Annotated in this window: 11 protein-coding genes and 7 tRNA genes; 2 read left to right on the top strand and 16 right to left on the bottom strand. The window is 45.5% G+C overall.

Annotation, left to right across the window (positions count from 1 at the left end; all coding sequences use genetic code 11):
- Positions 1-2: 2 nt before the first annotated feature.
- The 6 genes from secD to HUB64_RS17635 form a co-directional block, all read right to left on the bottom strand.
- Positions 3-1,817, bottom strand: coding sequence for a protein translocase subunit SecD (gene secD, locus HUB64_RS17660; protein ID WP_173243264.1), 1,815 nt, complete (start codon positions 1,815-1,817; stop codon positions 3-5).
- A gap of 226 nt (positions 1,818-2,043) precedes the next feature.
- Positions 2,044-2,637: a hypothetical protein gene (locus HUB64_RS17655; protein ID WP_173243261.1), complete on the bottom strand. Its 594-nt coding sequence runs from the start codon at positions 2,635-2,637 to the stop codon at positions 2,044-2,046.
- Between the two features lie 398 nt (positions 2,638-3,035).
- Positions 3,036-3,512 (bottom strand): transcription elongation factor GreA, encoded by a 477-nt coding sequence (gene greA, locus HUB64_RS17650; RefSeq protein WP_028761461.1) that lies wholly within the window; start codon positions 3,510-3,512, stop codon positions 3,036-3,038.
- A gap of 298 nt (positions 3,513-3,810) precedes the next feature.
- Entirely contained in the window at positions 3,811-4,629 is an 819-nt protein-coding gene (locus HUB64_RS17645) for a DUF4198 domain-containing protein (protein ID WP_028761462.1), read from the bottom strand.
- A 55-nt stretch (positions 4,630-4,684) separates the two neighbouring features.
- A complete protein-coding gene (locus tag HUB64_RS17640; protein ID WP_173243258.1) occupies positions 4,685-5,197 on the bottom strand; it encodes a DUF2271 domain-containing protein in 513 nt (170 codons plus the stop codon).
- Positions 5,198-5,213: 16 nt separating this feature from the next.
- Entirely contained in the window at positions 5,214-5,810 is a 597-nt protein-coding gene (locus HUB64_RS17635; protein ID WP_173243256.1) for a PepSY-associated TM helix domain-containing protein, read from the bottom strand.
- A 469-nt stretch (positions 5,811-6,279) separates the two neighbouring features.
- Here HUB64_RS17635 and HUB64_RS17630 point away from each other — a divergent pair, with 469 nt between their 5' ends.
- Positions 6,280-6,996: a hypothetical protein gene (locus HUB64_RS17630; RefSeq protein WP_173248574.1), complete on the top strand. Its 717-nt coding sequence runs from the start codon at positions 6,280-6,282 to the stop codon at positions 6,994-6,996.
- A gap of 208 nt (positions 6,997-7,204) precedes the next feature.
- Here the strand turns inward: HUB64_RS17630 and HUB64_RS17625 are convergent.
- The 10 genes from HUB64_RS17625 to HUB64_RS17580 all read right to left on the bottom strand — a co-directional run bounded on the left by HUB64_RS17625 (position 7,205) and on the right by HUB64_RS17580 (position 11,518).
- Positions 7,205-7,279 (bottom strand) — tRNA-Gln (locus HUB64_RS17625).
- A 40-nt stretch (positions 7,280-7,319) separates the two neighbouring features.
- Positions 7,320-7,404: transfer RNA gene (locus HUB64_RS17620), tRNA-Leu, on the bottom strand.
- Between the two features lie 75 nt (positions 7,405-7,479).
- Positions 7,480-7,556: transfer RNA gene (locus tag HUB64_RS17615), tRNA-Met, on the bottom strand.
- Between the two features lie 2 nt (positions 7,557-7,558).
- Positions 7,559-7,633 (bottom strand) — tRNA-Gln (locus HUB64_RS17610).
- Positions 7,634-7,657: 24 nt separating this feature from the next.
- A tRNA-Gln gene (locus HUB64_RS17605) sits at positions 7,658-7,732 on the bottom strand.
- 60 nt (positions 7,733-7,792) lie between these two features.
- Positions 7,793-7,877 (bottom strand) — tRNA-Leu (locus HUB64_RS17600).
- A gap of 94 nt (positions 7,878-7,971) precedes the next feature.
- A tRNA-Met gene (locus HUB64_RS17595) sits at positions 7,972-8,048 on the bottom strand.
- Between the two features lie 208 nt (positions 8,049-8,256).
- Complete coding sequence (gene ychF / locus HUB64_RS17590; protein ID WP_173497501.1) at positions 8,257-9,348, bottom strand: redox-regulated ATPase YchF; 1,092 nt, start codon at positions 9,346-9,348, stop codon at positions 8,257-8,259.
- A 139-nt stretch (positions 9,349-9,487) separates the two neighbouring features.
- On the bottom strand, positions 9,488-10,075 hold the full coding sequence (pth, locus tag HUB64_RS17585; RefSeq protein WP_028761467.1) for an aminoacyl-tRNA hydrolase: 588 nt from the start codon (positions 10,073-10,075) through the stop codon (positions 9,488-9,490).
- Between the two features lie 165 nt (positions 10,076-10,240).
- The gene (locus tag HUB64_RS17580) at positions 10,241-11,518 is read right to left on the bottom strand and encodes an FAD-dependent monooxygenase (protein ID WP_173497500.1); all 1,278 of its coding nucleotides are present in this window, start codon (positions 11,516-11,518) and stop codon (positions 10,241-10,243) included.
- Positions 11,519-11,883: 365 nt separating this feature from the next.
- Here HUB64_RS17580 and miaB point away from each other — a divergent pair, with 365 nt between their 5' ends.
- Complete coding sequence (gene miaB / locus HUB64_RS17575; RefSeq protein ID WP_173243250.1) at positions 11,884-13,308, top strand: tRNA (N6-isopentenyl adenosine(37)-C2)-methylthiotransferase MiaB; 1,425 nt, start codon at positions 11,884-11,886, stop codon at positions 13,306-13,308.
- Positions 13,309-13,382 lie beyond the last annotated feature (74 nt).

Below are 13,382 nucleotides of genomic sequence, written 5' to 3'. Positions count from 1 at the left end.
AGTTATACCTTTACATGACGGCTAGCATCACGTCCATAAACTAAGTTGATCAAGGCCCTTGAAGCAAAGATACCGGTAAACATGCTGGTCAATAGACCTAGGCCTAAGGTCAAGGCAAAACCTTGGATTGGACCATTACCTATGGAGTAAAGCACCACAGCAGTAATCATAGTAGTGAAGTTGGCGTCGAAAATGGTAGAAAACGCGCTATCAAACCCCGTATCAATTGCCAGCGCAAAACTGCGACCTTCCTTTAACTTATCTTTTATTCGCTCGAAAATCAGTACGTTGGTATCGACAGCCATACCGACTGTTAACACCAAACCCGCAATCCCAGGTAAGGTCAACACAGCGCCAGGGATAAGCGCCAGTAAACCAAACAGGATCACCATATTGGAGATCAGCGCTATATTCGCCACCCAACCGAGACGGCGATACCAAAGCGCCATAAACAGCAAGGTAATCCCCATCCCTAAACCAAGGGCAGCAAAACCGTTTTCAATGTTTTCAGCACCCAGCGTCGGGCCAATAGTGCGCTCTTCAACAATAGTCACTGGCGCCGTCATAGAGCCAGCTCGCAGTAACAAAGCTAATTGTTGTGCTTCTTGATAGGAGCCTGCACCCGTAATGCGAAAACGATCTCCAAGTTGGGATTGAATCGTCGCAACACTGATAATCTCTTGTGTTTGCTTTGCCTTACCTTGCTCATCACGGCTGTATTCGCTGTAAGACGTCGCCATAGGTTTGCCGATATTGGTACGGGAAAACTCAGACATTTTCTGCCCGCCCACACGGTCAAGGTTAATGTTCACCTCCGCCATGCCCATCTCGCCTAAACTCGCCCTCGCATCGACAATATGATCGCCACCCAGCACTGGTGTGCGGCTCACATAAATAGGCTTACCAGACTTGTCATTGAGCACCATAGCATTAACGGAGCCAGACTCTTTAACCTCGAAAAAGGCCAGACTCGCCGTAGCACCGATAACGTTTTTAGCGGCTGCAGGATCTTGTACTCCAGGCAATTCAATCCGAATTCGATGCTCCCCTTGACGCTGCACTAAAGCTTCAGTGATACCGAGTTCTTCAATACGGCTGCGCATCACTTGTAAGTTTTGCTGCACTGTCAAATTACGCAGTTTCGTTTGCTCTTCTTGGCTCAACTTAATCAGTAAACCCGCGCCATCTGCATTGGATAGCTGCCAATGAGGATAGGACTCTTTCATCATTTGACGCACAGCTGCACGGGCGTCATTATCCGGCAACGTCATGTTTAACTGATGACTTTGGTCCAAATGCACGCTAGCACCACGAATTTTCTGCTCACGGATGAATTGACGTAGCGAATCAACAAGCGTCTCGGCCTGAGTTTGATAAACAGGATCAATATCAACATCGAGTAAGAACTGTACGCCACCGCGCAAGTCGAGCCCGAGTTTAATCGGCTGAAAGCCTAAGTTTTGTAACCAACTTGGCGCCGCACTGGCAAGGGATAAAGTCAACTCTTTTGGCTCTGCGACCATAGAAGAGACTAAAGTTTTGACTAAGGTTTGTTGGTTATCTGCATCGAGGACAATTATGGTTTCACCATTTTTTTGGTCGATACGTTTTACCGTCACGCCTTCAGCTTGTAGCTTATCTCGAAGGGCAATAGGTGTGAGCGTTAACCCCGCCTTCGCGCCCACCTGCACCGCCGCATCCTCACCGTAAAATGTCGGCAAAGCACTAAATAGCATCACGATAATAGTGACGATAAGCACTAAGTATTTCCAAGCTGAATAGTGATTTAGCAGCCGTTGATTGGGTTTTCTTTCCATGGGATTAACTCGCTATTTAACGCTCAGCATTTAAATCAAATCGCTAAGCGAACATATTGATATCAGTCCGAAACCCGTAATTGAGTACCAGCGGCTAAGCTCGTAAGGCTCAAATCATCACTGCTTACTTAAGCAGCTATAAAAAGTTTCGGTGAGTACAAAAAGGCAACAGCATGAAAAATCGATAAGAGTAGGCTCCTATCAACATCATGCCTAAATAGGCGAGTTAAGCGGCTTGTTGGCTAAATCGATATTGAAGATTTGAGACTTTCCAACCCGAAATTCGGGCGGGGGAAGAAACAGCAGAAAGCGTCCAATCTGATGTGATATCAAGATCGGTGGGTTCAACAACATTGGATGTCGGTTCGGCAGTAAAGTCTACAGCGAGTACATATACTGGCTTGACCTCACGCACATCGTGCTGGGCAAGACTGATAAATCGCGGCGAATTTATCGGGGCAAAATCTAAGTCATCAGAATGACTTACATAGTCAGAGCTCGGACAAGGTGCTGGCTGTGATTCTAATTCTGAATTGACTAGATCGGTATCATGACTATTCGGTGAGCCGCAGCTTTCAACGGTTTGCGCATCAGACTGTGCATTAGATTGGGCATTGAGCTGTGCATTGTCTTGGGCGATAACATCGGCATCGGGCAAGCTTTGAGGCTCAGCGCTTCGCTTTGTATGGGGAGTCGAGCTATCAAGACTCACAGTATGCATCTGAGCATAATGGCGAGTTGCATCACTGCGCTGTACTGAGGGTTTTGGCGCATAGCTAGCCGAGTGCGCAATCAACATGATCGCCACGCAAACTAACATCAATCCTGTACGCCAATGTTTGACCAAAGCGTGCCCTCTTATAAAACATTATCAAACTAAAGATGAACCTATTCATTGTTAGCTTTTGATGCTTAACTGTGGGTCCATAAAGTGAAACTCGCGCAAAAAAACAACATACACATTTCGCCAATGTTGAATTTGCTAGGATGGCAGCTTAGGCAAAAACCTACAAAGAGACAAATTAAACTTTGTCCATCTTACCCCGAATTCAACGCTGAAGCGCGGTCGATATCCTTGGCTAAAGCACTAAATTCGAGCCCTAAACTCAAGCCGTAAACAAACTTAATTCGCGGATAACAAAAAACCGCCCTAGGACGGTTTTAGCGATATCGCATGAGTCACGCTCACAACACTATAAGCAAAGTATTATAAGCAGATTATAAATACTGTACTGAGATGATTTCGTAATCTGTCATACCACCTGGCGTAGTAATAGACACTTCATCACCTTCATTTTTGCCGACTAAGCCACGAGCTATTGGTGAATTCACTGAAATCAGGTTTTCTTTAATATTCGCTTCGTCATCGCCGACTATGCGATAAGTCACTTCGACATCGGTATCAAGATTTAAAATAGTCACAGTGGCGCCAAAAATGATACGACCGTTATTCACCATCTTAGTGACGTCGATAATTTGCGCGTTAGATAACTTACCCTCAATATCACGGATACGTGCTTCACAAATACCTTGTTCCTCACGAGCCGCATGGTATTCCGCGTTTTCTTTCAAGTCGCCTAACTCTCTCGCTGAAGCAATTGCTTCAGTGATTTTAGGACGACGGTCAAACTTGAGAATATCTAACTCTTTACGCAGCTGCTCTGCACCGACAACTGTCATAGGAACCTTAGTCATAACTTCTTTCGTCTCCTTTAAAACAAAAGCAACCCGTGCCAACGCTAAGGTCAACACAGTCAAATGAGGGTGGAATTGCGCTATTCTAATCGTTATGCGCTTTTGATGCACCAAGAACAATGCATTGACGCAGCTTACCCAACCTTAAGCAGAGTTACCAGTAATCAAATTCAAATCTGTATACATAAGGAAATTTCGCACAATTTTTAGCTCGAAATGGGTACAAAAATGCCCACTCGCCATTTAGACTGTGGGCATTAAGACTCAAAGCAAAAACCTCAAATAGAGGTTAACTCATTTATTCAAGCCCTGCCTCAAAGGTCAAAAAGATTTCACTAACCGTTTTATCAGCAAGGGATTTATCTGAATTAGGGCGCTCAATTGCCGCATGTAAGAGATAACGTCCTGCTGAAGGTAAGATCATTGAAACTTTACCGTCTTTATCTGAGGTAAATTCGATTTCCTCTGGTTTGTTTCGATATAAGCTACCGTCTTTCATAATGGCGACTTTAACGCCTTCAACGGGCTTACCATCGAAAACAAATTGCAGGGTAGCAGCTTCATTCTCAACAATATCTGCAGGATGAGTCACAGGCACTAGTTCTAAATATTCCCCCTTAGGCTTTAACACTTCCTCAGTTGGCTTATTACGTGTGACATAGGTTTCAACCCGCGACACATTTAAAGAACTTTCAAGTTCATAGGCTCCCTTTGGCATAGCAGCAGTTGTGGCTTTTTTATCCATACGGCTGCGTACAACCCCTTCTTTTCCTTTAACTTTATATTGAGAAAAATAACGAGGTGAAACTTCTTTTTCAAACTTATAAGTGCCATCTTGCATCAGTTGCACATCAAACACCGACTTACGTCCGCCCGTATAACTTGAGCTTGGAGACGTTGGTTTTCCATTTGGCTGTAACACACGCACATCACTGGCACTAAAAGGTTTATCCATCATAAACACTTGATTGCTGGCAGACACATCTGAAGTAATCCACACAATTTCTTCACTTTCAGCCGAAACGTTGAAGTGGCTAGGTAAAATCCATCTGTCGTGGCTACTTGCCAATGGGCTAATACAAAGTGTGCCAAGTAATGTAATAAGACGTAATTTCATGCCTTTTCCTTAAGTTTAACGATTAATATACGGGCTAAATATTTAATGGATTGACTCAACGAGCCATGCCGCTTAAGCGTATGTCGATAACGCCAGTTTCTGTCGTGGCGGGCAACTGCACAGAGAAATCTCCTGCAGCTAAATCGATATTTTGTCGTACAAGATCGCGACCACCGTGTTCACGCACCACTTCAATAAATACAGTGTAAGTGGCAGGTTCAAGCACTTTTCCCGCCTCATCTTTTAAATCCCAATCGATTTTGTAATGACCCGCGGGACGTGTCGCAGATGCAATACCGTCAACAAAGCTCATATCTTCGCGTCCGGCTTTACGCCACCAACGACGGATATCTTTCAACCATTTATGGCCTTCATCCCATACCCAAAGGCTTAAGGTTTTAACCGTTTGCCCCTTGGCATCCTCAACCCATACGGCCACATAAGGTCTGTGATATTGCCCTTCGGTAATTTCAGGCAAGGTTAAATCGACTGTCATTTTAGGCGTCGCAAACGCCACAGAACTGACAAACAAAGCACTCACCGTAATGGTGCGAATAAGATGACGCATACTCGGCCTACACTCCTTATGGAACAAAATAAACATACACAAACCCGCAACTGCTGCTGACGAGTACCATGTATAACAATGACTTTTTGAGGCGCTTGGTTTGAGGCAGCAACAAATAAGCCCCAGTAAGCGAAAATAAAATGATAAGCACAGCGCTGAGATCGAGTATCCAAGCCCAAGCTGCTCCTGTGTTACGGCCCTTATGCAAATCATTCACTACGGCAACGACACCGTAATCTAAGGTTTCGACATAGGCTTGGCTGTCGAGTAAGTCCAAAGTCAGGCTGCGGTAAGTGCCGGGCCCTTTGCTGACTAAACTAATTTCATCTTCATCGATATCGGCACTCGCCATATCCATAGCCCATTCACTTTTCAACCAATGACCCGCAGCCAGACGCCATTGTGAGTCTTGGGCATTAACGGGTAACAAATAGGCCGGGATTGGCACTTGCTCCCGCTTAGGTTCCTGATCAGCTTGAGAAAACCAATTAGGATGATTTAACGTTATACCTGTCACCGCAAAAAACAGCATCAGCAACAATAAAGCCATAGACACATAAACATGAATAATGCGGGCAAAGGACAAAGACGACTTACTGACTCTTAATTTCAATGATGCACTCTCAAAAACAAACCGAAGAGAAATACCTCCAGAGTCTGCTTTCCCTATGCAGCTAAGGATAGAAATGAGCTGCATTAAACTAATTTAATGCGCCGAGATTAAATGAGATCGATTATCAAACAGAACAAAGTTTACAAACTTTACATATTCAATACTGAAAAAGAAGTTAAAAAGTAAGAAGAAAATAAGTGCTAAAAATAAAGCACTTAGGGGTAAATCTGTTTTTAGCACTCAAAAACCATTACCTTCGATTAAATTAGCAGCAAACAATCTATTGTATCACCTGTAAATACCTATAAAATTCATAAGGATAAAATTCAACATTTGGGCTAACTTTTTTCCTTAAAATTTACTTTGCCACCCTCTCGTTTACCTTATGCCAATCAGCTACAATCCGCCGCCGGCGACTTGCTGGTACTTCCAAGGAAATATCATCTTGAGTACATCTCTGCTCAAAAAAATGCGCTGCCTGCATATTGTGTGGCTCGCATTAATGCTCAACGCCTGCGTTGCACCACTATTATTAATGTCACCTCAAGGCCAGCTCATGTGGGCCCTGCTTAAACCCCTTGTCGGTTTAGATCCGAACGATGTCGGATTATTCGAACAACCGCTCATCAAAAACCGTATGCAGGAATTGCTGGGTAAAAATTACGATACCACCCTATCCCTGCTCAAAACGGCCGACAAGATCCAACAGGAAGGTCCACTCATCTACTTAGTGTCAACTTACACCCCTGTCCCCGAAATGGCCGAAAAAGCGGGTCTTGTTTGGAACTCAGACACCAACCAAATGGCAGTCATGCTGATGAAAGGCGGTGCACCCTTAGTGATTTCTGAGCAACTCAGTAATCAGGTAGAAAAACGGGTCCCAAGTTGGCCGAAGGAATTAGCCGACTATACCGATCCACAGAAGTTACAACAAAAAGCCTTAGAAGCGGGCGCAAATCAAGTACAGCAACAATTAGCAATACCTGATGCTGTCAAAGCCGTTGCAACAGGTGATGTTAAAGCGGCCCAAGGTGCCGTTATTGATAGTGCGGTCACAGAGAATGCCGTCATTAAGAATGCTGCAATGCCAATCAATAGCACTGAAGCGGCTGCAAAAGTCGCCGTTCCAGCGGCTCCAGCAGAAATAAAATCGCCACCTGTTACTCCTGAAGTCAAAAAGCAATAAAACGGATCACCACAGTGCCAGCTCAAATGGCACTGTGGATTAACTTTGAAAATAGCTGAATTGCCACAACCAACGGGAATTATAGAGACAAGGGAAAGGCTGGAAGGGCTAATATTGAAGGGAAACTGAAAGCAAAATAACGCTAAGCTGAAAATAGTTAAAAGTTAAAAAGCAAAAAGCCTGTCCGAAGACAGGCTTTTTAACTTTTTGGCTGGGGTACAAGGATTCGAACCTTGGGATGCCGAGATCAAAACCCGGTGCCTTACCACTTGGCGATACCCCAATAAACTGTGTTTAATCTTCTATCGAAGATTGCATTTTGATGGTACGGGAAGAGAGACTTGAACTCTCACACCTCGCGGCACCAGAACCTAAATCTGGCGTGTCTACCAATTTCACCATTCCCGCATCAAAATGTACCAAAATTGTCTATTCAACATTTTTGGATTTTTCTCTGATAAATCACTTTAACAGAGTTAAATATGGTAGCAATGGCGGGACTTGAACCTGCGACCCCAGCATTATGAGTGCTGTGCTCTAACCAGCTGAGCTACATTGCCAATGGCTGGGGTACAAGGATTCGAACCTTGGAATGCCGAGATCAAAACCCGGTGCCTTACCACTTGGCGATACCCCAATCAACTTGGAAACTGAGAAAAAATGGCTGGGGTACAAGGATTCGAACCTTGGAATGCCGAGATCAAAACCCGGTGCCTTACCACTTGGCGATACCCCAACTAACTCTGTTTCAAACATCCGCTATCGCCGATGTTTCTAAATTCATATATCTAAAAAATGGTACGGGAAGAGAGACTTGAACTCTCACACCTTGCGGCACCAGAACCTAAATCTGGCGTGTCTACCAATTTCACCATTCCCGCACAGCTTCATGTTTACATCGTGAAGAGATGCTAGCAATCAATGCTAGAGTAAAATCGTGATTCATTTTATATAAGAAGTTTATCTTAAATAAAATGGTAGCAATGGCGGGACTTGAACCTGCGACCCCAGCATTATGAGTGCTGTGCTCTAACCAGCTGAGCTACATTGCCACATCGATATTACGCGCCCCTCTCAGCGAGGAACGGGGCGTATTATGCTTATTCGAGGTATCTAGGTCAACAGCTTTTTTTCGCTATTTCCCTTAGGTTAAGCTGTTCGGCTATTACTTCACCAAACTGAGCAACAGATGTGCTAAATAACACCTTGTTGCCCATACTTAGCTTAATTTATCGAGACTTACAGCGTGAATAAGCTTTGTTATACGTTAAACAGGAAATGCATCACATCGCCATCTTTAACAATATAGGTTTTACCTTCCACGCGTAACTTACCGGCTTCTTTCGCGCCAGCTTCACCTTTGTGGGCAATAAAGTCGTCAAATGCCATCACTTGGGCACGGATAAAACCGCGTTCAAAATCGGTATGGATAACGCCTGCCGCTTGCGGAGCACTCGCACCCACTGGCACAGTCCAAGCACGCACTTCTTTCACGCCTGCGGTGAAATAGGTTTGCAGATTCAGTAATTCATAACCTGCGCGGATCACACGATCTAAACCTGGTTCTTCGATACCCAGATCCGCCATGAACTCATCGCGCTCCTCGATTTCCATCTCGGCCAGTTCAGATTCAATCGCCGCACATACTGCAACAACGATAGCGTTTTCAGTGGCAGCAATGGCGCGAACGGCATCTAAGTGCGGGTTATTTTCAAAACCATCTTCCGCAACGTTAGCAATATACATGGTCGGCTTTAAGGTTAAGAAGTTCAGGTAAGCCACCGCTTCCAGTTCTTCTTTCGATAAATCCATTGAACGCAACATTTGAGCTTCGTCTAAAATGGGGCGCATTTTTTCTAATACTTCTACTTCAAACTTAGCGTCTTTATCGCCACCTTTAGCACGTTTCTGCTGACGCTGAACCGCACGCTCTAAACTGTCTAAGTCAGCTAACGCTAATTCAGTATTGATGACTTCGATATCGCCAGCTGGGTCAACCTTGTTAGCAACGTGAACAATGTTGTCATCATCAAAACAACGTACTACATGACCAATGGCATCGGTTTCACGGATGTTAGCGAGGAACTTGTTACCTAAGCCTTCGCCTTTAGATGCGCCAGCCACAAGACCCGCAATATCCACGAATTCCATGGTGGTAGGTAACACACGTTGTGGATTCACAATCGCAGCTAACGCATCCAGACGTGGATCCGGCACAGGTACAACACCAGTGTTAGGTTCAATGGTACAAAACGGGAAGTTAGCCGCTTCGATGCCAGCCTTAGTTAACGCATTAAAAAGCGTTGATTTACCTACGTTAGGAAGACCAACAATGCCGCATTTAAAACCCATATGCTTACCTTTCTCTCGATTATTGGCTGACAAGTCACACTCATCAGCGAGGTTTAGTCGTCCTGCCCTATGGCAGCACATTACTGAATAATTAAATCACTTGAATCACTTAACACTTAAGTCTCGCCAAAGGCAAAACCTACTCCGCTTTAAAGGAGTGTAATCTGTTCATGGCTTTCACCATGTCTTGTTTAAACAAAATTTCGGTAGAACGCACGGCTTCATCTATCGCCGCCTCGATAAGTTCTTGCTCTTTAGCAGGTGCTTTTCCCAGTACGTAACCACTCACTTGATTTTTATCACCGGGATGACCGATACCTAAGCGTAAACGGTAGAAGTTTTTATCGTTAGCCAGTTTAGCAATAATATCTTTCAGACCATTGTGGCCGCCATGACCGCCACCGAGCTTAAACTTAGCCACACCGGGCGGCAGATCGAGTTCATCGTGAGCGACCAGAATCTCTTCCGGCGTGATACGAAAAAAATTCGCCAAAGCGCCAACCGCTTTACCGCTTAAATTCATATAAGTCGTTGGGATCAATAAGCGGACATCTTTACCGTGCAATACGGCTCTGGCAGTCAAGCCAAAATACTTACTGTCGGCCACTAAAGTCACGCCGCAAATTCTCGCTAACTCAAGAACGTACCAAGCCCCCGCATTATGGCGAGTGTGTGCATATTCAGCACCTGGATTAGCCAGACCAACTATTAATTTTATTTCGCTCATGACACTCAATATCGTTATTTCGTCGATGACAGCCGCGCAAAGCGCCAACTGAACTGACCATACCAGCTAAAAACGCGGCATTTTAGCACTCAAACCCCAAGTCAACAAATGCCACGTCATCGGACAGGAGCAGAACATAAGGTCAGAACACAGAACAACAAAGCGTTAATTAAGCCCCATAGCATATTTAAGGACAGTCTTTTTGAGCGGAGAATTGATGTTTGCCAACTTTAACGCGCCATTACGCAGCAGCTTTAGCGGCAGAAAATCGTTGCTAAAACCGGCGTAAAACAAATCCATCGCCGTCATCATCAATTGATTATCGCGATAACGTTTGCGCTGATATTGGGCAAGCACCTCATTCGACCACCAGATATTATCTTGGGCTAATGCATCCTTGATGACCGCCAAAAACGCTTCGACATCCTTAAACCCAAGGTTCACCCCTTGGCCAGCGAGGGGATTAATGGTGTGGGCGGCATCGCCTAAAATCACCACGTTCTGACTATAGTAGCGCTGGGCATGCCGACGAGTGAGGCCAAAACTGCCTTTATTCTCAACGGTAAAATCAGCGTCCAAACGCGCTGGGAAATGCACTCTTATCTGATCTGCAAGCTGTTTATTATTAAGCTGCATTAACTGCTTAATTCGATTGGCATCGTCGTACCACACCAGCGAAGCGTTATTGCCAGGTAAAGGTAATAATGAACGCGGTCCTTTGGGCGTAAACTGCTGCCAAGTCACATCCTGTTGCCCCTGTGCGGTGTTGATATTAATCAACATGGCCGATTGAGCGTAATCCCAACCCGAAATGCCAATTCCCGCCCATTGACGTACCTGCGAGTGAGCACCATCGGCGCCAACCAACAACTTAGCGGTCAGTTTACTATTTGACTGTAAGTGCACGCTCACACCGTCGCTATCGCGGGCAAATGCCACCACTTTATCGGGACAATATAAGGTGATGCCAGCTAATTGTGTCATCTGTTGCCACAGGGCGAGTTGGATTAAACGGTTTTCGACTATATGACCTAAATGGCTGGCACCAATTTGCGAACAGTGGAATTGGGTGATACAGCCATCGAGCTCCCAAGTTTCTAAGCCCAAATAAGGTACATTACGCATCTTGAGCAATGAGTCCAAGGCGCCAAGACGTTCAAGCAGCGTTTCAGAAGCAACACTGATGGCCGAGACTCGCACATCTAATGGCTGTTCGGCTTGATAAGCCTCTGGCGCAAAAGATTCAATCACCGCCACTTGCAAACCCTGTTGGGCTAATCCAATTGCCGTCGCCGCACCAACCATGCCGCCGCCGACAAGAATGACGTCGAACTCAGTACTTTCAGCATGAGTGCCTTCAGCATGAGTAACGTCAGAATGAGTCACGTTAGAATCTGTGGTGTCGGATATCATCTGTGCATGTGTCTCTTCAATCTGGCTCATCCTACTTTCCACCTTAGTTACCACCTTTAAGCCCTTCTGTATTTCTGCTTAAGCGACTTTTCACAAACCCGCTTGATTATGCCTTATATCAAGATACCACGGAAATGTTGAGCGCATTTCGATTCGAAATCCGTGAAGACATAGGCATTCAAGCCCGAATAGTTTGCTGGAAATAACGAAAGCTCAACCTGTTAACAATATTAATCTTGCCCAAATGCAGCCGAACAATAAAAACCTAGCATTTGTGAGGGTATCGCCCTTGGCAAAAGCCAACAGCTAAAAGTGTGGACAAAGCTGGTCAGCAGCCGTAACAGCAGGTAAAATGTCGCGCTATTTTTATTGGTCATCTTAGGGCGACACAACTGATGAGTAAGAAACTCCATATCAAGACTTGGGGCTGTCAAATGAATGAGTATGACTCATCCAAGATGGCTGATCTGTTAGGCGAATACCAAGGTTATACCTTGACTGAAGAAGCGTCTGAGGCAGACATTCTCCTGCTCAACACTTGTTCTATCCGCGAAAAAGCGCAAGAAAAAGTGTTCCATCAGCTAGGACGCTGGAAGACGCTTAAAGATAAAAATCCCAATTTGATTATTGGCGTGGGCGGCTGCGTTGCCTCACAAGAAGGCAAAGCCATTAAAGACAGAGCCCAATGTGTCGACATTATTTTCGGACCACAAACATTGCACCGTCTGCCCGAGATGATCGAGCAAGTGCGCCGTGGCGACAAAGCGGTTATCGATATCAGCTTCCCTGAAATCGAAAAATTCGACCGTCTGCCAGAGCCACGCGCCGAAGGCCCAACCGCGTTTGTGTCTATCATGGAAGGTTGCAGCAAATACTGCTCGTTCTGTGTTGTGCCTTATACTCGCGGCGAAGAAGTCAGCCGTCCATCGGACGATATTATCCTTGAAATCGCCCAATTGGCAGAGCAAGGTGTGCGCGAAGTAAACTTGCTAGGCCAAAACGTGAATGCCTATCGCGGCGCAACTCACGATGGCGCAATTTGTACTTTTGCGGAATTACTGCGCTTCGTGGCAGCCATCGACGGTATCGACCGTATCCGCTTCACGACGAGTCACCCGATTGAATTTACACAAGATATCATCGACGTTTACGAAGATACCCCTGAGCTTGTAAGCTTCTTGCACTTGCCAGTGCAATCGGGTTCTGACCGTATTCTCACAGCGATGAAACGCGGCCATATGGCGATTGAATATAAGTCAATCATCCGCCGCCTGCGTAAAGCCCGTGAAGGGATTCAAATCAGCTCGGACTTTATCATTGGCTTCCCTGGCGAAACCAAAGAAGACTTTGCCGATACCATGAAGTTAATTGAAGACATAGGTTTCGACCACAGCTTCAGCTTTATCTATAGCGCACGTCCGGGCACGCCAGCGGCAGATTTACCCGATAACGTCGATATGGAAGAGAAAAAACAACGTCTGGCGATTCTGCAAGACCGCATCACCCAGCAAGCCATGCGCTACAGCCGCCACATGATGGGCACAGTGCAACGTATTCTGGTTGAAGGACCATCGGTGAAGAATCCTATGGAACTGCGCGGCCGTACTGAGAACAACCGAGTGGTGAACTTCGAAGGTCAGCCAAAACACATTGGTACTTTCGTGGATGTCGAAATCGTCGACGTTTACACTAACTCACTGCGTGGTACTTTTATTCGCGGCGAAGATGAAATGGATCTACGTCGTAGCCTGCGCCCTGCAGAAATTCTGGCCAAGCGCAAGCAAGATGATGAACTGGGTGTGACTCAATTTAAGCCATAAGCGTTAAATCGGCTTAACTTAAACAGTACCGATATCAGTACCTATATAAAGAAGGGCGACTTAGTCGCCCTTTT

Origin of the sequence: Shewanella sp. ISTPL2 (assembly GCF_013283205.1) — a bacterium.
In the GTDB taxonomy this organism is placed as follows: Bacteria; Pseudomonadota; Gammaproteobacteria; order Enterobacterales; family Shewanellaceae; genus Shewanella; species Shewanella oncorhynchi.
Note: the sequence above shows the minus strand (reverse complement) of the source record. Positions and strands in the feature narration are given on the sequence as shown.